The 16465-nt window shown below is 65.6% G+C and carries 26 protein-coding genes; all 26 read right to left on the bottom strand.

What is annotated here, in order from left to right; translation table 11 throughout:
- Positions 1 to 98: 98 nt before the first annotated feature.
- The 26 genes from ACFW5B_RS06380 to rpsG all read right to left on the bottom strand — a co-directional run bounded on the left by ACFW5B_RS06380 (position 99) and on the right by rpsG (position 16465).
- Positions 99 to 755, bottom strand: coding sequence for an adenylate kinase (locus ACFW5B_RS06380; RefSeq protein ID WP_386434115.1), 657 nt, complete (start codon positions 753 to 755; stop codon positions 99 to 101).
- A complete protein-coding gene (gene secY / locus ACFW5B_RS06385) occupies positions 755 to 2068 on the bottom strand; it encodes a preprotein translocase subunit SecY (RefSeq protein WP_386434118.1) in 1314 nt (437 codons plus the stop codon). Before secY ends, ACFW5B_RS06380 begins: the two co-directional genes overlap by 1 nt.
- Positions 2069 to 2292: 224 nt before the next feature.
- The gene (gene rplO / locus ACFW5B_RS06390) at positions 2293 to 2748 is read right to left on the bottom strand and encodes a 50S ribosomal protein L15 (protein ID WP_006604890.1); all 456 of its coding nucleotides are present in this window, start codon (positions 2746 to 2748) and stop codon (positions 2293 to 2295) included.
- A 1-nt stretch (position 2749) separates the two neighbouring features.
- Positions 2750 to 2932: a 50S ribosomal protein L30 gene (rpmD, locus tag ACFW5B_RS06395; protein ID WP_006604889.1), complete on the bottom strand. Its 183-nt coding sequence runs from the start codon at positions 2930 to 2932 to the stop codon at positions 2750 to 2752.
- Positions 2932 to 3534 (bottom strand): 30S ribosomal protein S5, encoded by a 603-nt coding sequence (rpsE, locus tag ACFW5B_RS06400; protein WP_042155878.1) that lies wholly within the window; start codon positions 3532 to 3534, stop codon positions 2932 to 2934. The genes rpmD and rpsE overlap by 1 nt, the downstream gene beginning before the upstream one ends.
- Before the next feature lie 46 nt (positions 3535 to 3580).
- A complete protein-coding gene (rplR, locus tag ACFW5B_RS06405; protein WP_386434123.1) occupies positions 3581 to 3964 on the bottom strand; it encodes a 50S ribosomal protein L18 in 384 nt (127 codons plus the stop codon).
- A gap of 3 nt (positions 3965 to 3967) precedes the next feature.
- Positions 3968 to 4507 carry a 50S ribosomal protein L6 gene (gene rplF, locus ACFW5B_RS06410; protein ID WP_386434126.1) on the bottom strand — a complete coding sequence of 180 codons (540 nt, stop codon included), beginning with the start codon at positions 4505 to 4507 and terminating at the stop codon, positions 3968 to 3970.
- A gap of 22 nt (positions 4508 to 4529) precedes the next feature.
- A complete protein-coding gene (gene rpsH, locus ACFW5B_RS06415; protein WP_006604885.1) occupies positions 4530 to 4928 on the bottom strand; it encodes a 30S ribosomal protein S8 in 399 nt (132 codons plus the stop codon).
- A 298-nt stretch (positions 4929 to 5226) separates the two neighbouring features.
- Positions 5227 to 5412, bottom strand: coding sequence for a type Z 30S ribosomal protein S14 (locus ACFW5B_RS06420; RefSeq protein ID WP_003956452.1), 186 nt, complete (start codon positions 5410 to 5412; stop codon positions 5227 to 5229).
- Positions 5413 to 5417: 5 nt separating this feature from the next.
- The gene (rplE, locus tag ACFW5B_RS06425; RefSeq protein WP_016571061.1) at positions 5418 to 5978 is read right to left on the bottom strand and encodes a 50S ribosomal protein L5; all 561 of its coding nucleotides are present in this window, start codon (positions 5976 to 5978) and stop codon (positions 5418 to 5420) included.
- Positions 5978 to 6301 carry a 50S ribosomal protein L24 gene (gene rplX / locus ACFW5B_RS06430; RefSeq protein WP_030062892.1) on the bottom strand — a complete coding sequence of 108 codons (324 nt, stop codon included), beginning with the start codon at positions 6299 to 6301 and terminating at the stop codon, positions 5978 to 5980. Before rplX ends, rplE begins: the two co-directional genes overlap by 1 nt.
- A gap of 3 nt (positions 6302 to 6304) precedes the next feature.
- Complete coding sequence (rplN, locus tag ACFW5B_RS06435; protein WP_003998823.1) at positions 6305 to 6673, bottom strand: 50S ribosomal protein L14; 369 nt, start codon at positions 6671 to 6673, stop codon at positions 6305 to 6307.
- A gap of 104 nt (positions 6674 to 6777) precedes the next feature.
- On the bottom strand, positions 6778 to 7059 hold the full coding sequence (rpsQ, locus tag ACFW5B_RS06440) for a 30S ribosomal protein S17 (protein ID WP_006604882.1): 282 nt from the start codon (positions 7057 to 7059) through the stop codon (positions 6778 to 6780).
- Complete coding sequence (gene rpmC / locus ACFW5B_RS06445) at positions 7059 to 7283, bottom strand: 50S ribosomal protein L29 (protein ID WP_004950453.1); 225 nt, start codon at positions 7281 to 7283, stop codon at positions 7059 to 7061. The genes rpsQ and rpmC overlap by 1 nt, the downstream gene beginning before the upstream one ends.
- Complete coding sequence (rplP, locus tag ACFW5B_RS06450; protein ID WP_004571829.1) at positions 7283 to 7702, bottom strand: 50S ribosomal protein L16; 420 nt, start codon at positions 7700 to 7702, stop codon at positions 7283 to 7285. The genes rpmC and rplP overlap by 1 nt, the downstream gene beginning before the upstream one ends.
- Before the next feature lie 5 nt (positions 7703 to 7707).
- Positions 7708 to 8526 (bottom strand): 30S ribosomal protein S3, encoded by an 819-nt coding sequence (rpsC, locus tag ACFW5B_RS06455; protein WP_361318379.1) that lies wholly within the window; start codon positions 8524 to 8526, stop codon positions 7708 to 7710.
- Positions 8526 to 8873, bottom strand: coding sequence for a 50S ribosomal protein L22 (rplV, locus tag ACFW5B_RS06460; protein WP_009997296.1), 348 nt, complete (start codon positions 8871 to 8873; stop codon positions 8526 to 8528). The genes rpsC and rplV overlap by 1 nt, the downstream gene beginning before the upstream one ends.
- A 44-nt stretch (positions 8874 to 8917) precedes the next feature.
- Positions 8918 to 9199 (bottom strand): 30S ribosomal protein S19, encoded by a 282-nt coding sequence (gene rpsS / locus ACFW5B_RS06465; RefSeq protein WP_018090899.1) that lies wholly within the window; start codon positions 9197 to 9199, stop codon positions 8918 to 8920.
- A gap of 12 nt (positions 9200 to 9211) precedes the next feature.
- Positions 9212 to 10048 carry a 50S ribosomal protein L2 gene (rplB, locus tag ACFW5B_RS06470; RefSeq protein WP_042155863.1) on the bottom strand — a complete coding sequence of 279 codons (837 nt, stop codon included), beginning with the start codon at positions 10046 to 10048 and terminating at the stop codon, positions 9212 to 9214.
- A gap of 39 nt (positions 10049 to 10087) precedes the next feature.
- A complete protein-coding gene (rplW, locus tag ACFW5B_RS06475; RefSeq protein ID WP_033269707.1) occupies positions 10088 to 10411 on the bottom strand; it encodes a 50S ribosomal protein L23 in 324 nt (107 codons plus the stop codon).
- Positions 10411 to 11061 carry a 50S ribosomal protein L4 gene (rplD, locus tag ACFW5B_RS06480; RefSeq protein WP_386434136.1) on the bottom strand — a complete coding sequence of 217 codons (651 nt, stop codon included), beginning with the start codon at positions 11059 to 11061 and terminating at the stop codon, positions 10411 to 10413. Before rplD ends, rplW begins: the two co-directional genes overlap by 1 nt.
- A gap of 8 nt (positions 11062 to 11069) precedes the next feature.
- Positions 11070 to 11714: a 50S ribosomal protein L3 gene (rplC, locus tag ACFW5B_RS06485; protein ID WP_006604873.1), complete on the bottom strand. Its 645-nt coding sequence runs from the start codon at positions 11712 to 11714 to the stop codon at positions 11070 to 11072.
- A 14-nt stretch (positions 11715 to 11728) separates the two neighbouring features.
- Positions 11729 to 12037: a 30S ribosomal protein S10 gene (rpsJ, locus tag ACFW5B_RS06490; protein WP_003948644.1), complete on the bottom strand. Its 309-nt coding sequence runs from the start codon at positions 12035 to 12037 to the stop codon at positions 11729 to 11731.
- A 446-nt stretch (positions 12038 to 12483) separates the two neighbouring features.
- Entirely contained in the window at positions 12484 to 13677 is a 1194-nt protein-coding gene (gene tuf / locus ACFW5B_RS06495) for an elongation factor Tu (RefSeq protein ID WP_367799082.1), read from the bottom strand.
- Between the two features lie 157 nt (positions 13678 to 13834).
- Positions 13835 to 15955, bottom strand: coding sequence for an elongation factor G (gene fusA / locus ACFW5B_RS06500; protein WP_386434140.1), 2121 nt, complete (start codon positions 15953 to 15955; stop codon positions 13835 to 13837).
- A 39-nt stretch (positions 15956 to 15994) separates the two neighbouring features.
- The gene (gene rpsG / locus ACFW5B_RS06505) at positions 15995 to 16465 is read right to left on the bottom strand and encodes a 30S ribosomal protein S7 (protein WP_004571813.1); all 471 of its coding nucleotides are present in this window, start codon (positions 16463 to 16465) and stop codon (positions 15995 to 15997) included.

Here is a 16465-nt window from a genome sequence, read left to right on the forward strand (position 1 = left end):
TACAACGCTTTTGCGGCGGCCGTCACGACCACCCCGTACACGATACGGCCGCGGTACCCGTTGCGGGCACCGCGGCCGTAGGCACGCCGTTCTTACTGCTACGCGTCCCGGGACGGCAGCGCCGCCATCGCACGCTTGGTGACCTCGTCGACCTTGCCCATCGCGGGGATGGTCACCACCAGGCCCTGGGCCTTGTAGTAGTCGATGATCGGCTCGGTCTCCGTGTGGTAGACCTCCAGGCGCTTGCGGACGGTCGCCTCACGGTCGTCGTCGCGCTGGTACAGCTCGCCGCCGCAGACGTCACAGACGCCCTCGGCCTTCGGCTTGTTGTACTCGGCGTGGAAGACATGGCTGCTGTCGTTGCGGCAGATACGCCGGCCGGCGATCCGCTTGACGACCTCGTCCTCGGGGACCTCCAGGTCCAGGACGGCATCCAGCTTGAGGTTGTTGTCCTTGAGGTACTCGTCCAGCGCCTTGGCCTGGCCAAGGTTGCGGGGGAAGCCGTCCAGGAGGAAGCCGTCGGCTGCGTCGGGCTGCTCCATGCGGTCCTCGGCCATGCCGATCGTGACCGAGTCGGGCACCAGGTTGCCGGCGTCCATGTACGACTTCGCCTCGACACCCAGGGGCGTGCCCTGGCTGATGTTGGCGCGGAACAGGTCCCCCGTGGAGATGTGCGGGATCGCGAGGTTCTTGGCAAGGTACGCAGCCTGCGTACCCTTGCCGGCCCCCGGGGGTCCGACGAGGACGATTCGCATCAGCGGAGGAACCCTTCGTAGTTGCGCTGCTGAAGCTGGCTCTCGATCTGCTTCACGGTCTCCAGACCCACACCCACGATGATGAGGATGCTTGTCCCGCCGAACGGGAAGTTCTGGTTCGCGTTGAAGAGCACCAACGCCACTGTTGGTACGAGCGCGATCAGCCCCAGGTACAGCGAGCCCGGCCACGTGATCCGGTTGAGCACGTAGCTGAGGTACTCGGCCGTCGGGCGACCAGCCCGGATACCCGGGATGAAGCCACCATACTTCTTCATGTTGTCGGCAACTTCTTCGGGGTTGAAGCTGATGGCCACGTAGAAGAAGGCGAAGAACACGATCAGGAGGAAGTACGTAACGATGTAAACCGGGTGATTTCCCTTGGTGAAGTTGGTGGCGATCCACGTCGCCCATTCCGCCTTCGACCCGCTGAACTGTGCGATGAGGGCCGGAATGTAGAGCAGCGATGACGCGAAGATGACAGGAATCACACCTGCCTGGTTCACCTTGAGCGGGATGTAAGTGGACGTACCGCCATAGGACCGGCGGCCGATCATCCGCTTCGCGTACTGCACCGGAATGCGCCGCTGAGCCTGCTCGACGAAGACCACCAGGGCCACCATCGCCAGGCCCACCGCGATCACCGCGAAGAACTCGATCCAGCCGTCGGCCAGCTTGCCGGTGAGCTTGATCTGCCACAGCGCGCCCGGGAAGCCGGCGGCGATCGAGATGAACATCAGGATCGACATGCCGTTGCCGATACCGCGGTCGGTGACGAGCTCACCGAGCCACATGATCAGGCCGGTGCCGGCGGTCATCGTGATGACCATGGTGATCGTGGTGAAGATCGACTCGCTCGGCACGATCTGGCTGCCGACCGAGCAGTTCTGGAAGAGCGCACCGCTGCGGGCGGTGGCCACCAGGCCCGTCCCCTGCAGGATGGCGAGCGCCACGGTCAGATAGCGGGTGTACTGGGTGATCTTCGCCTGGCCGGTCTGCCCCTCCTTCTTCAGGGCCTCCAGCCTCGGGATCACCACGGTCAGCAGCTGGAGGATGATGCTCGCCGTGATGTACGGCATGATCCCCAGCGCGAAGATCGTGATCTGCAGCAGCGCACCACCGCTGAACATGTTCACCAGGGCGAACAACCCGCTGTTACCGCCGGCCTGCTTCATGCAGGTCTCGACGTTCGCGTAATTCACCCCGGGGACCGGGACATGCGCGCCGATCCGGTAGAGCACGATGATGCCCAATGTGAACAGCAGCTTCTTGCGCAGGTCGGGCGTCTTGAACGCTCGGGCGAACGCGGTGAGCACGGTGCCTCCTGCGCCTCCCGCCTGTGCGAGAGGTGACGGTCTTGAGGATCGACGAAATAGTTAGCGGCCAAAACCGCACGGGCACGGCCCGTGCGGCGAACGTCCGGGCTGGTCCCGGACAAAACAACACTGCCTGCCACCTTACCGGCGACCGTACCCCCGTGGAACGACCAACCGGGGATGCCCCAATCGATGGGCATCCCCGGTCAGTTGAACCAGCGAACTCAGATGAGCTCGGTGACGGTGCCGCCGGCAGCGGCGATCTTCTCCTTGGCGGAGCCGGAAACGGCGTCAACCGAAACCTGCAGCGCCACGGAGACCTCGCCCTGGCCCAGGACCTTGACGAGCTCGTTCTTGCGCACCGCGCCCTTGGCGACCAGATCGGCCACCGTGACCTCGCCACCCTGCGGGTAGAGCTCGGCCAGCTTGGCCAGGTTCACGACCTGGAACTGCTTGTGGGCGGGGTTCTTGAAGCCCTTCAGCTTCGGGAGGCGCATGTGGAGGGGCATCTGCCCACCCTCGAAGCGCTCCGGAACCTGGTAACGGGCCTTCGTGCCCTTGGTACCACGACCAGCGGTCTTACCCTTGGACGCCTCACCACGACCGACACGGGTCTTGGCGGTCTTGGCGCCCGGGGCGGGCCGGAGGTTGTGGACCTTCAGCGGGTTGTTCTCCGCCATGTCAGTCGACCTCCTCAACCGTCACGAGGTGGCGGACGGTGTGCACCATGCCGCGGAACTCGGGGCGGTCCTCCTTGACAACCACGTCGTTGAGCCGCTTGAGGCCCAGCGAACGGAGGGTGTCGCGGTGGTTCTGCTTGCTACCGATGTAGGACTTCGTCTGCGTGATCTTGAGGTGCGCCATTACGCGGTCACCCCGGCACGCGCCCGCAGCAGAGCGGCGGGAGCAACGTCCTCCAGCGGCAGACCACGACGGGCGGCGATCTCCTCGGGCCGCTGCAGGCCCTGGAGCGCCTCCACCGTGGCGTGCACGATGTTGATCGGGTTCGACGAACCGAGCGACTTGCTCAGCACGTCGTGGATGCCCGCGCACTCCAGAACGGCACGCACGGGGCCACCGGCGATCACACCGGTACCGGGGGAAGCCGGCTTGAGCAGGACGACGCCCGCAGCCTTCTCGCCCTGGATGGGGTGAGGGATGGTGCCCTGGATACGGGGGACCTTGAAGAAGTTCTTCTTGGCCTCTTCCACGCCCTTGGCGATGGCAGCCGGAACTTCCTTGGCCTTGCCGTAACCGACACCTACGGTGCCGTCACCGTCGCCCACCACGACCAGCGCGGTGAAGCTGAAGCGACGGCCACCCTTGACAACCTTGGCGACACGGTTGATCGCGACAACGCGCTCAACGTATGCGGTCTTCTCGGCGGCAGCGCCACCGTCGCGACCCTTCCGGTCCCGCCGCTCGCCGCCACCGGCACCGCTCCCGCGGCGCTGGGGTCCAGCCATTGGATTTACCTCTCTCTGTTACGTCCGCTAGCTCCGGAACCGGGGCTTAGAACTTCAGCCCGGCTTCGCGGGCGGCGTCGGCCAGAGCGGCAATCCGCCCGGCGTACTGCTTGCCACCACGGTCGAACACGACGGCCTCGACACCGGCGGCCTTGGCACGCTCGGCGACCAGGGAGCCGACCTTCTGGGCCTGAGTGCTCTTGTCGCCCTCGCCACCGCGAATCGACGCGTCCAGGGTCGACGCGGAGGCCACGGTGTGGCCCTTGATGTCGTCGATGACCTGAGCGGTGATGCCACGGTTGGTCCGCGTCACCACCAGACGCGGGCGCTCCGGCGTACCCGAAATCCGCTTACGGATGCGGATGTGGCGACGCTTCGCGGCGGCGCGCTTGTAGGCGTCGCCCTTAGCGATCTTCACACCGTATGCCATGGCTTACTTACCAGCCTTTCCGACCTTGCGGCGGATGACCTCGCCGGCGTACTTGACGCCCTTGGCCTTGTACGGGTCAGGCTTGCGCAGCTTGCGGATGTTCGCCGCCACCTCGCCGACCTTCTGCTTGTCGATGCCCTCGACGCTGAGCTTGGTGGGCGACTCGACCTTGAAGGAGATCCCCTCGGGGGCCTCGATCAGGATCGGGTGGCTGTAGCCCAGGGAGAACTCCAGGTTGGAGCCCTTCGCCTGGACGCGGTAACCAACACCGCTGATCTCGAGCGCCTTGCTGTAGCCCTGGGTCACGCCGGTGATCATGTTCGCCACCAGCGTGCGGGACAGGCCGTGCAGGGCCTTGTTCTGACGCTCGTCGTTCGGGCGGGAGACGCTGATGGCGCCGTCCTCACCCTTGGCGACCTCGATGGGCGCCGCGACGGTGTGCGAGAGGGAACCCTTGGGGCCCTTCACCGCGACCGTCCGGCCCTCGATGGTGACGTCCACACCAGCGGGAACCTGGATGGGCAGCTTGCCAATGCGCGACATTAGCTATTCCTCCGTTCCCTGGTTACCAGACGTAGGCGAGGACTTCCCCACCCACGCCCTTCTTGCTGGCCTGCTGACCGGTCAGGAGACCGTGGGACGTGGAGATGATCGCCACGCCCAGGCCGCCGAGGACCTTCGGCAGGTTGGTGGACTTTGCGTAGACCCGGAGGCCCGGCTTCGAGATCCGCTTGATGCCGGCGATCGAGCGCTCGCGGTTCGGGCCGAACTTCAGCTCGAGGACGAGGTTCTTGCCAACCTCGGCGTCCTCGACGCGCCAGCCGGTGATGTAACCCTCCTGCTGGAGGATCTCCGCGATGTGCGACTTGATCTTGCTGTGCGGCATCACGACGGTGTCGTGGTACGCCGAGTTCGCGTTCCGCAGACGGGTCAGCATGTCTGCGATGGGATCAGTCATGGTCATGAATTGGCCTTCGGCCTCTCTCGCCGGGGTTTCCTATGTGCGCCATCCCTCTCCCCGATCAAGGTCGGGACGGGTGCGGCGCGGGGACCTACGGCGTAGTAAGCGACGTTATGCGGGCTCGGCCCGCGGTCGGTCTCGGGCGGCGGGGCGCCCAAACCCTTCTACCCTACGGGAAAAAGGGGGTGGGTGCGCCCGCCGGCCGATTGCTTACCGAGAGCCCCGGTCATCCCTACCCAAAATTCCTGCCGCCTGCCAAGGCGCCCTTGAGGGGCGGTGGTTGGGCGACGGGTGGGCGGAATTACCAGGAGCTCTTGGTCACGCCCGGCAGCTCGCCACGGTGAGCCATCTCACGAAGGCACACGCGGCACAGGCCGAACTTGCGGTAAACGGAGTGCGGACGGCCGCAGCGCTGGCAGCGGGTGTACGCGCGCACACCGAACTTCGGCTTGCGAGCAGCCTTGGCAATCAGAGCCTTCTTCGCCATCTCGCTCACGCCTCCTTGAACGGGAAGCCGAGGTGACGAAGGAGAGCGCGGCCCTCATCGTCGTTGGTCGCCGTGGTGACCACGGTGATGTCCATACCCCGGGTACGGTCGATCTTGTCCTGGTCGATCTCGTGGAACATGACCTGCTCGGTGAGACCGAAGGTGTAGTTGCCCCGACCGTCGAACTGCTTCGGGGACAGACCACGGAAGTCGCGGATGCGCGGCAGCGCGAGCGACAGCAGGCGGTCCAGGAACTCCCACATGCGGTCACCGCGGAGGGTGACGTGGGCACCGATCGGCTGGCCCTCACGCAGCTTGAACTGGGCGATGGACTTACGGGCCTTGGTGACGGCCGGCTTCTGGCCGGTGATCGTGGTGAGGTCGCGGATGGCGCCCTCGATCAGCTTGGAGTCGCGGGCGGCGTCGCCCACACCCATGTTGACCACGATCTTGGTCAGACCGGGGATCTGCATGACGTTCTCGTAGGAGAACTCGTCCTTCAGCTTCCCGGCGATCTCTTCGCGGTAGCGCGTCTTGAGACGCGGCGCGTTGGTGGTGGCAGTCATCAGATGTCCTCACCGGTCCGCTTGGCAACGCGGATCTTGTTGCCCTCGTCGTCGAAGCGGTATCCGACGCGGGTGACGACCTTGTTGCCGTCCTTCTCCACGACCAGCTGAACGTTGCTGACGTGGATGGGGGCCTCGGTCGTCACGATGCCGCCGGTCTTCGACCCACGAGCGGTCTGTCCGGCCTTGGTGTGCTTCTTGACCCGGTTGACACCCTCGACCAGGACGCGGTCCTCGCGGGGGAAGGCCTGGATGACCTTGCCCTGCTTGCCCTTGTCCTTACCGGTGATGACCTGGACCAGGTCGCCCTTCTTGATCTTCATCGGTTACAGCACCTCCGGCGCGAGCGAGATGATCTTCATGAACTTCTTCTCGCGCAGTTCCCGGCCCACGGGGCCGAAGATGCGGGTGCCGCGGGGGTCGCCATCGTTCTTGAGGATGACGGCCGCGTTCTCGTCGAAGCGGATGTACGAGCCGTCCGGACGGCGGCGCTCCTTGACGGTGCGAACGATGACCGCCTTGACGACGTCACCCTTCTTCACGTTGCCACCGGGGATCGCATCCTTCACGGTGGCGACGATGACGTCACCGATGCCCGCGTAGCGGCGACCGGAACCACCGAGAACACGGATGCAAAGGATCTCCTTCGCACCAGTGTTGTCGGCGACACGCAGTCGCGACTCCTGCTGGATCACGTCTATCTCCTGAATGTCTGCCGGTTCCCGGCGAGAAGCGCGAGTGCTTCGCGCTTCTCGCCGAGCCTGGCGGAACTGTTCCTAGGGCGTCCCCCTAGGAGGGATTACTTGGCCTTCTCGAGGATCTCGACGATGCGCCAGCGCTTGGTGGCGGACAGCGGCCGGGTCTCCATCAGGAGGACGCGGTCGCCGACGCCGGCAGCGTTCTGCTCGTCGTGCGCCTTGAGCTTGTTGGTACGGCGGATGACCTTGCCGTACAGCGCGTGCTTGACGCGGTCCTCGACAGCGACGACGACGGTCTTGTCCATCTTGTCGCTGACGACGAGACCCTCACGGGTCTTGCGGAAACCGCGCTCGTTCGTCTCAGTCACATTCTTCTCGCTCATCAGGCGCTCTCCACCGTCTCGATGCCCAGCTCGCGCTCACGCATCAGGGTGTAGATCCGGGCGATGTCCTTGCGGACGGCCTTCAGCCGGCCGTGGTTCTCGAGCTGTCCGGTCGCCGCCTGGAAGCGGAGGTTGAACAGCTCCTCCTTGGCCTCACGCAGCTTGGCAACGAGGTCCTCGTTGTTCAGCTCGCGCAGCTCGGTCGCCTTGGTACCGGCCGCCATCACGACTCACCTGCCTCGCGCCGCACGATGCGGCACTTCATCGGAAGCTTGTGGGCGGCGCGGGTCAGCGCCTCCTTGGCAACCTTTTCGTTCGGGAAGGACAGCTCGAACATCACCCGACCGGGCTTGACGTTCGCGACCCACCACTCCGGAGAACCCTTACCGGAACCCATGCGGGTCTCGGCCGGCTTCTTCGTGAGCGGGCGGTCCGGGTAAATGTTGATCCAGACCTTGCCGCCACGCTTGATGTGACGGGTCATGGCGATACGAGCGGACTCGATCTGCCGGTTCGTCACGTAGGCCGGGGTGACGGCCTGGATTCCGTACTCACCGAAGGCCAGCTCGGTGCCACCCTTGGCCATGCCGTTGCGCTTCGGGTGGTGCTGCTTGCGGTGCTTGACCCTGCGAGGGATCAGCATGTCGGTCAGGCCTCCGTTCCGGGGGTCTCCGCCGGAGCAGCGGCAGCGGCCTCGGCCTTGGGGGCCTCGGCAGCGGCGGACTGCTGCGGCTTGCGGCCGCGGCCGCCACGCTCGCCACCACGGCGCGGGCGGTCGTTGCCACCACGGGCCGGGCGGTTGCCCGCACGGGCGGCGGCGTTCTCGGCGCGAACCTCGGCGATGTTCTTGACGTCGCCCTTGTAGATCCAGACCTTCACGCCGATGCGGCCGAAGGTGGTCTTGGCCTCGAAGAAGCCGTAGTCGACGTTCGCACGGAGCGTGTGCAGGGGCACACGGCCCTCGCGGTAGAACTCCGAGCGGGACATCTCGGCGCCGCCGAGACGGCCACCGCACTGGATCTTGATGCCCTTGGCGCCGGCCTTCATCGTCGACTGCATGCTCTTACGCATGGCGCGACGGAAGGAGACGCGGGAGGACAGCTGCTCGGCGACGGCCTGGGCCACCAGCTGAGCGTCGGTCTCGGGGTTCTTGACCTCGAGGATGTTCAGCTGAACCTGCTTGCCGGTCAGCTTCTCCAGCTCGCCGCGGATGCGGTCCGCCTCGGCGCCGCGGCGGCCGATGACGATGCCCGGACGAGCGGTGTGGATGTCAACGCGGACGCGCTCACGGGTGCGCTCGATCTCCACCTTGGAGATACCGGCGCGCTCCATGCCCTTCGTCATCATGCGACGAATGGCGACGTCTTCCTTGACGTAGTCCTTGTACAGCTTGTCGGCGTACCAGCGGGACTTGAAGTCCGTCGTGACGCCGAGCCGGAACCCGTGCGGGTTTACCTTCTGGCCCATTACCGGGTTCCTTCCTTGCTGCTGACGACCACGGTGATGTGGCTGGTCCGCTTGCGGATCCGGTAGGCACGGCCCTGAGCACGCGGACGGAACCGCTTCAGGGTCGGGCCCTCGTCGACGTACGCCTCGCTGATAACCAGCGTGGAGGCGTCCGTGTGGTCGTAGTTGTGCGCGGCGTTGGCAATGGCGCTGTCCAGCACCTTGCCCACGGGCACGCTCGCGGCCTGCGGGGCGAAACGCAGGACCGCCTGAGCCTCCGTGGCATCCATGCCACGGATAAGGTCCACCACGCGGCGGGCCTTCATGGGCGTGACGCGGATGTACCGCGCCTGGGCCCTGGCTTCCATGGTTGTCCCTTCGGTGTCAGTCATAGTCTTCGCACTCCGGTCGATCAGCGACGACGCGACTTGCGGTCGTCCTTCTCGTGGCCGCGGAAGGTGCGGGTCGGCGCAAACTCGCCGAGCTTGTGGCCGACCATCGACTCGGTGACGAACACCGGGACGTGCTTGCGGCCGTCGTGCACCGCGATCGTGTGGCCGAGCATGGCCGGGACGATCATGGAGCGGCGGGACCAGGTCTTGATGACGTTCTTGGTGCCGGCATCGTTCTGAACATCCACCTTCTTGGAAAGGTGGTCGTCGACGAAGGGCCCCTTCTTGAGACTGCGCGGCATCTAAACCCGCTCCTAGCGCTTCTTGTTCGTCTTGCGGCGGCGGACGATGTACTTGTTGCTCGCCTTCTTCGGCGAACGAGTACGACCCTCCTTCTGACCCCACGGCGAGACCGGGTGGCGACCACCGGAGGTCTTGCCCTCACCACCACCGTGCGGGTGGTCGACGGGGTTCATCACGACACCACGCACGGTCGGGCGGACGCCCTTCCAGCGCATACGGCCGGCCTTACCCCAGTTGATGTTCGACTGCTCGGCGTTGCCGACCTCGCCAACGGTGGCGCGGCAGCGGACGTCGACCAGGCGGATCTCACCGGACGGCATACGAAGGTGAGCCATGCGGCCCTCCTTCGCCAGCAGCTGCACGGAGGCACCGGCCGAGCGGGCGAACTTCGCACCGCCGCCCGGACGCAGCTCGATCGCGTGGATCGTCGTACCCACGGGGATGTGACGCAGCGGCAGGTTGTTGCCCGGCTTGATGTCGGCGCCAGGGCCGTTCTCAATCCGAGCACCCTGGACCAGGCCACGGGGCGCGATGATGTAGCGCTTCTCGCCGTCTGCGTAGTGCAGCAGCGCGATGCGCGCGGTGCGGTTCGGGTCGTACTCGATGTGCGCGACCTTGGCCGGCACGCCGTCCTTGTCGTGACGACGGAAGTCGATCACGCGGTAGGCGCGCTTGTGGCCACCGCCCTGGTGGCGAACGGTCACACGACCGGCGTTGTTACGGCCGCCCTTGCTGTGCAGCGGGCGGACCAGCGACTTCTCCGGCGTGGACCGCGTGATCTCGACAAAGTCGGCGACGCTGGAGCCACGACGGCCCGGGGTCGTCGGCTTGTACTTGCGGATACCCATTTCTCAGTCCTCGTCCGATTCCGGACGACTCGGACTCCGTTAGGAGACCGGGCCGCCGAAGATGTCGATACGGTCGCCCTCGGCGAGGGTCACGATGGCGCGCTTGGTGTTGGCGCGCTTGCCGTAACCGGTGCGGGTGCGCTTGCGCTTGCCCTGCCGGTTGATCGTGTTGACCCCGGTGACCTTGACCGAGAAGACCGCCTCGACGGCCTGCTTGATCTGGGTCTTGTTCGCGCCGGGCGCGACGATGAACGTGTACTTGTTCTCGTCCAGCAGCGCGTAGCTCTTCTCCGAGACAACCGGCTTGACGAGAACGTCGCGCGGGTCCGAGAAGGTCTTGCTGGTGACGACGGCCTCAGTCATCAGGCGTCGCTCCCTTCGGTCTCAGCGGCCTTGGGGCCAGACACGAAGGACTCGAAGGCGGCCTTGGTGAAGACCACGTCGTCGGAGACGAGCACGTCGTACGTGTTCAGCTGGCCCGGCTCCAGGATGTGAACCTGGGGCAGGTTGCGGGCGGACAGCCACGCGGCCTCGTCGCTGCGCTCGGCGACCAGGAGCACGTTCTTGCGCTCGCTGACCTTGCCGAGAAGAGCCTTGGCGGCCTTGGTGGAAACCGCGCCCTCGACCACGCCGGAAACGACGTGGATGCGGCTGTTGCGGGCCCGGTCGGTGAGGGCACCGCGCAGGGCGGCGGCCTTCATCTTCTTCGGGGTCCGCTGGCTGTAGTCACGCGGCACGGGGCCGTGGACGATGCCACCGCCGGCGAACTGCGGCGCACGGGTCGAACCCTGACGGGCGCGGCCGGTGCCCTTCTGGCGGTACGGCTTCTTGCCACCGCCGCGGACCTCGCCGCGGGTCTTGGTCTTGTGCGTGCCCTGACGGGCAGCGGCCAGCTGCGCGACAACGACCTGGTGGATCAGCGGAACGCTGACCTTGGCGTCGAAGATCTCCGTGGGGAGCTCGACGGACCCGGCCTTGTCGCCTGCCGGCGAAAGGATGTCAATGGTGCTCATCGGTTACCTCAGGCCCCCTTGGCCGCGGTACGGACCAGGACGAGGCCGCCGTTCGGACCAGGAACTGCGCCCTTGATGAGCAGCAGACCCTTCTCCGCGTCAACGGCGTGGACGGTCAGGTTCTGGGTGGTGACCCGCTCATTGCCCATACGGCCGGCCATCCGCATGCCCTTGAACACGCGGCCCGGGGTGGCGCAGCCACCGATGGAGCCCGGCTTGCGGTGCACACGGTGGGCACCGTGGGACGCCTTGCCGCCGTGGAAGCCGTGACGCTTCATGACACCGGCGAAGCCCTTGCCCTTGCTCTTGCCGGTCACGTCCACCTTGACGCCGGACTCGAAGGTCTCAGCGGTCAGCTCCTGGCCGAGGGTGTACTCACCGGCGTCGGGAGTACGGACCTCGACGAGGTGACGACGGGGGGTGACGTCGGCCTTCGCGAAGTGGCCCTTGAGGGGCTTGTTCACCTTGCGCGGGTCGATCTCGCCGAAGGCGATCTGGACGGAGTCGTAACCGTCCTGGTCATTGGTGCGCACCTGGGTAACGACACAGGGGCCGGCCTTCACCACGGTCACCGGGACGACACGGTTGTTCTCGTCCCAGACCTGGGTCATGCCGAGCTTCTCGCCCAGGATGCCCTTGATCTGCTTAGCCATCTCTTCCGCGCCTCTCAGAGCTTGATCTCGATGTCAACGCCGGCCGGAAGGTCCAGGCGCATCAGCGAGTCAACGGTCTTGGGCGTCGGGTCGAGGATGTCGATCAGGCGCTTGTGCGTGCGCATCTCGAAGTGCTCGCGCGAGTCCTTGTACTTGTGCGGCGACTTGATGACGCAGTACACGTTCTTTTCAGTGGGCAGCGGCACCGGGCCCGCGACCGACGCACCAGTGCGGGTCACCGTCTCGACGATCTTCTTCGCCGAGGAGTCGATGACCTCGTGGTCGTAGGCCTTGAGCCGGATGCGGATCTTCTGTCCCGCCATGGCTACTTCGTAGTCCTGTCTCTCGTAACGCTCTGGGACCCGGTGTGCTGTGCTTCATCGAAAAGCACCGCTCTTCTCCGACCCACGCGGTCGGGCGTGTCGCACCCCTTCTCGTAAATCCCCCGAAAGGGGATCCTTCAAGAAGGAGATGGCAGGGGAAGAACACCCACCGGGCGCCTGGCCGAGGCACCCCGCTGACGCTTCCCGGAAGATTCCCGTATTTCCGGCCCTGAGAAGGGACGACGAATACCTGGGACTCGCTTCCAGTCCTCCCGGCGGGAGGCGCGCAGCATCGGCACTCAACCGAGCAACCTGGACAGTGTGCCATACCCGGGACGCTCAAGGCCAATCGGGCCCCAACTGTCAAGGAGCCCCGCCCACCTGATGGTGAGCGGGGCTCCTTGTGAGCTCCGTGGAGCTACGACCGGATCAACCGGATCAGCGAATTACTTCGTGATCTTGGTGACCTGGCCGGCGCCGACGGTCCGGCCACCCTCACGGATGGCGAACTTCAGGCCCTCTTCCATCGCGACGGGCTGGATGAGCTCAACGGTCATCTCAGTGTTGTCGCCCGGCATGACCATCTCGGTGCCCTCGGGGAGGGTCACGACGCCGGTCACGTCCGTGGTACGGAAGTAGAACTGCGGGCGGTAGTTGTTGAAGAACGGGGTGTGACGGCCACCCTCGTCCTTCGACAGGATGTACGCCTGGGCCTCGAAGGAGGTGTGCGGCGTGACCGAACCCGGCTTGATGATGACCTGGCCGCGCTCGACGTCCTCGCGCTTGATGCCACGGAGGAGCAGACCGACGTTCTCACCGGCCTGGCCCTCGTCGAGGAGCTTCCGGAACATCTCGATACCGGTGACCGTGGTGGTGGTCTTCTCGGTCTTGATGCCGATGATGTCGACGGTCTCGTTGACCTTGAGGACACCACGCTCGATACGACCGGTGACAACGGTGCCACGGCCGGTGATCGTGAAGACGTCCTCGATCGGCATCAGGAACGGCTTGTCGACGTCGCGCTCGGGCTGCGGGATCGACTCGTCGACGGCGGCCATGAGCTTGAGGACGGAGTCGCCCCACTCCTTGTCGCCCTCGAGCGCCTTGAGCGCCGAGACCTTGACGACCGGAACGTCGTCGCCGGGGAACTCGTACTCGGAGAGGAGCTCACGGACCTCGAGCTCGACGAGCTCCAGGATCTCCTCGTCGTCCACCATGTCGGCCTTGTTCAGGGCGACAACGATGTACGGAACGCCGACCTGGCGGGCCAGGAGCACGTGCTCCTTGGTCTGCGGCATCGGGCCGTCGGTCGCGGCGACCACGAGGATGGCGCCGTCCATCTGCGCCGCACCCGTGATCATGTTCTTGATGTAGTCCGCGTGACCGGGGCAGTCGACGTGGGCGTAGTGACGGTTCTCCGTCTGGTACTCGACGTGCGCGATGGAGATGGTGATACCGCGCTGGCGCTCCTCAGGAGCCTTGTCGATCTGGTCGAACGCCGAGGCCTCGTTCAGCTCCGGGTACGCGTCGTGCAGCACCTTGGTAATGGCGGCCGTGAGGGTCGTCTTACCGTGGTCGATGTGACCGATGGTGCCGATGTTGACGTGCGGCTTAGTCCGCTCGAACTTCGCCTTCGCCACTGGGGTCCTCCTGTGGAGTGGTTCTGTACGCCTTACTCATCGGCGCCAGGTGATCTTTGCTGGGGTGCCGGCTGACGGGGCAATCCTCACGGTTGCGGGGATTACCCCATCAGACGGTGTCAAGCCTAAAGCGTGTTCCGACTCAGCGGAGACGGGACTACTCGCCCTTGGCCTTCGCGATGATCTCCTCGGCGACGTTCCGGGGAACCTCGGCGTAGGAGTCGAACTGCATCGAGTAGCTTGCGCGACCCGACGTCTTGCTGCGGAGGTCTCCGACGTAGCCGAACATCTCCGACAGGGGAACCAGGCCCGTGACGAGCTTGGCGCCGCTGCGGTCCTCCATGGACTGGATCTGACCGCGGCGGGAGTTGATGTCGCCGATCACGTCGCCCATGTAGTCCTCGGGCGTGGTGACCTCGACCTTCATCATCGGCTCGAGCAGGGCCGGGGAGGCCTTGCGGGCGGCCTCCTTGAAGGCCATCGAACCGGCGATCTTGAACGCCATTTCCGACGAGTCGACCTCGTGGAACGCACCGTCGAGCAGGGTGACCTTGACGCCCGTGAGCGGGTAGCCGGCGAGAACACCGAACTCCATGGCCTCCTGGCAGCCCGCGTCCACCGACGGGATGTACTCCCGCGGGATACGGCCACCGGTGACCTTGTTCTCGAACTCGTACCCGTCGCCCTCGAGCGGCGCGATCGCGATCTGCACCTTGGCGAACTGACCGGAACCACCGGTCTGCTTCTTGTGCGTGTAGTCGAGACGCTCGACGGCCTTGCGCAGGGTCTCGCGGTACGCGACCTGCGGCTTGCCGACGTTGGCCTCGACCCGGAATTCACGCTTCATACGGTCGACCAGCACATCGAGGTGCAGCTCGCCCATACCCGCGATGATGGTCTGGCCGGTCTCCTCGTCGGTGTGCACCTGGAACGAGGGGTCCTCTTCGGCGAGACGCTGGATGGCGACACCCAGCTTCTCCTGGTCGCCCTTGGACTTGGGCTCGATGGCGACCTGGATGACCGGGGCCGGGAACTCCATCGACTCCAGGATGACCTGGTTCGACGCGTCGCAGAGGGTCTCACCGGTGGTGGTCTGCTTCAGACCCATGACGGCGACGATGTCACCGGCACCCACCGACTCGATCTCCTCACGCTTGTTCGCGTGCATCCGGTAGATCTTGCCGATGCGCTCCTTCTTGCCCTTCACCGAGTTCTGCACCTGCGAGCCGGCCTCAAGGCGGCCCGAGTACACCCGGATGAAGGTGAGCTTGCCCAGGTGGGGGTCGCTCGCAATCTTGAACGCCAGAGCGGAGAGCGGCTCGTCCTCGGACGGCTTGCGCTTGATGACCTCTTCCGGGTCGTTGACCGCGTGGCCCTCAATGGCCTCGACGTCCAACGGGGAGGGGAGGTAGCGCACGACCGCGTCGAGCAGCGGCTGCACACCCTTGTTCTTGAACGCGGTACCGCAGAACACCGGGGTGACGGTGGTGTTCTCGGCCTTGCCCGAAGCGATCGTGATCCGGCGGATCGCCGCGTAGAGCTGCTCCTCGGTGGGCTCCTGGCCCTCCAGGTAGAGCTCCATGATCTCTTCGTCGTTCTCGGCGACGGCTTCGAGCAGCTTGCCGCGCCACTCGTCGGCCGCCTCGATGTGGGTGTCCGGGATGTCGACGGTGTCGTACATCTCGCCCTTGGCGGCCTCGGCGGACCAGACCAGGGCCTTCATCTTCACGAGGTCGACGACGCCCTTGAAGTCCGCCTCGGTGCCGATCGGCAGCTGCATCACGATCGGGGTCGCGCCCAGGCGGTCCACGATCATGTCGACGCAGCGGTGGAACTCGGCACCCGTGCGGTCGAGCTTGTTGACGAAGCAGATACGCGGCACGCCGTAGCGGTCCGCCTGACGCCAGACGGTCTCGGACTGCGGCTCGACACCGGCAACGCCGTCGAACACCGTCACCGCACCGTCCAGGACGCGCAGCGAGCGCTCCACCTCGACCGTGAAGTCGACGTGGCCCGGGGTGTCGATGATGTTGATGGTGTTGTCGACGTCTTCCAGCGGCCAGTGGCAGGTCGTCGCGGCAGACGTGATCGTGATGCCGCGCTCCTGCTCCTGCTCCATCCAGTCCATCGTGGCAGCGCCGTCGTGGACCTCACCGATCTTGTACGAAACACCGGTGTAGAACAGGATCCGCTCGGTGGTGGTCGTCTTGCCCGCGTCGATGTGGGCCATGATCCCGATGTTGCGGACCTTGGCCAGGTCAAGCGAAGTGGTGGCCATAGTGGCTCAATCTTCTCTCGGTCTCGATGTGGGTTGCGACTACCAGCGGTAGTGCGCGAAGGCCTTGTTGGACTCGGCCATCTTGTGCGTGTCCTCACGCTTCTTGACCGAAGCGCCGAGGCCGTTGGAGGCGTCGAGCAGTTCGTTCATGAGGCGCTCGGTCATGGTCTTCTCGCGGCGGGCGCGGGAGTAGCCCACGAGCCAGCGGAGCGAGAGGGTGGCGGCACGGCCGGGCTTGACCTCGACCGGAACCTGGTAGGTCGCGCCACCGACGCGGCGGGACTTGACCTCAAGGGTCGGCTTGATGTTCTCGAGCGCGCGCTTGAGCGTGATGACCGGGTCGTTGCCGGTCTTCTCGCGCAGACCCTCCATGGCGCCGTAAACGATGCGCTCAGCGGTGGAGCGCTTTCCGTTCAGCAGCACCTTGTTGATGAGGGAGGTCACCAGAGGAGAGCCGTAGACCGGGTCGATGATGACCGGGCGCTTCGGGGCGGGGCCCTTACGAGGCAT

It is taken from the genome of Streptomyces sp. NPDC058773 (assembly GCF_042746015.1).
Classification (GTDB): domain Bacteria; phylum Actinomycetota; class Actinomycetes; order Streptomycetales; family Streptomycetaceae; genus Streptomyces.

Coding starts and splice junctions, on each gene's coding strand:
- ACFW5B_RS06380 (WP_386434115.1), bottom strand. CDS start 755: ATGCGAATCGTCCTCGTCGGACCCCCGGGGGCCGGCAAGGGTACGCAG.
- rplO (WP_006604890.1), bottom strand. CDS start 2,748: ATGGCGGAGAACAACCCGCTGAAGGTCCACAACCTCCGGCCCGCCCCG.
- rpmD (WP_006604889.1), bottom strand. CDS start 2,932: ATGGCGCACCTCAAGATCACGCAGACGAAGTCCTACATCGGTAGCAAG.
- rpsE (WP_042155878.1), bottom strand. CDS start 3,534: ATGGCTGGACCCCAGCGCCGCGGGAGCGGTGCCGGTGGCGGCGAGCGG.
- rplR (WP_386434123.1), bottom strand. CDS start 3,964: ATGGCATACGGTGTGAAGATCGCTAAGGGCGACGCCTACAAGCGCGCC.
- rplF (WP_386434126.1), bottom strand. CDS start 4,507: ATGTCGCGCATTGGCAAGCTGCCCATCCAGGTTCCCGCTGGTGTGGAC.
- rpsH (WP_006604885.1), bottom strand. CDS start 4,928: ATGACCATGACTGATCCCATCGCAGACATGCTGACCCGTCTGCGGAAC.
- ACFW5B_RS06420 (WP_003956452.1), bottom strand. CDS start 5,412: ATGGCGAAGAAGGCTCTGATTGCCAAGGCTGCTCGCAAGCCGAAGTTC.
- rplE (WP_016571061.1), bottom strand. CDS start 5,978: ATGACTGCCACCACCAACGCGCCGCGTCTCAAGACGCGCTACCGCGAA.
- rplX (WP_030062892.1), bottom strand. CDS start 6,301: ATGAAGATCAAGAAGGGCGACCTGGTCCAGGTCATCACCGGTAAGGAC.
- rpsQ (WP_006604882.1), bottom strand. CDS start 7,059: ATGAGCGAGAAGAATGTGACTGAGACGAACGAGCGCGGTTTCCGCAAG.
- rpmC (WP_004950453.1), bottom strand. CDS start 7,283: ATGGCGGCCGGTACCAAGGCGACCGAGCTGCGCGAGCTGAACAACGAG.
- rplP (WP_004571829.1), bottom strand. CDS start 7,702: ATGCTGATCCCTCGCAGGGTCAAGCACCGCAAGCAGCACCACCCGAAG.
- rpsC (WP_361318379.1), bottom strand. CDS start 8,526: ATGGGCCAGAAGGTAAACCCGCACGGGTTCCGGCTCGGCGTCACGACG.
- rplV (WP_009997296.1), bottom strand. CDS start 8,873: ATGGAAGCCAGGGCCCAGGCGCGGTACATCCGCGTCACGCCCATGAAG.
- rpsS (WP_018090899.1), bottom strand. CDS start 9,199: ATGCCGCGCAGTCTCAAGAAGGGGCCCTTCGTCGACGACCACCTTTCC.
- rplB (WP_042155863.1), bottom strand. CDS start 10,048: ATGGGTATCCGCAAGTACAAGCCGACGACCCCGGGCCGTCGTGGCTCC.
- rplW (WP_033269707.1), bottom strand. CDS start 10,411: ATGACTGAGGCCGTCGTCACCAGCAAGACCTTCTCGGACCCGCGCGAC.
- rplD (WP_386434136.1), bottom strand. CDS start 11,061: ATGAGCACCATTGACATCCTTTCGCCGGCAGGCGACAAGGCCGGGTCC.
- rplC (WP_006604873.1), bottom strand. CDS start 11,714: ATGGCTAAGCAGATCAAGGGCATCCTGGGCGAGAAGCTCGGCATGACC.
- rpsJ (WP_003948644.1), bottom strand. CDS start 12,037: ATGGCGGGACAGAAGATCCGCATCCGGCTCAAGGCCTACGACCACGAG.
- fusA (WP_386434140.1), bottom strand. CDS start 15,955: ATGGCCACCACTTCGCTTGACCTGGCCAAGGTCCGCAACATCGGGATC.
- rpsG (WP_004571813.1), bottom strand. CDS start 16,465: ATGCCTCGTAAGGGCCCCGCCCCGAAGCGCCCGGTCATCATCGACCCG.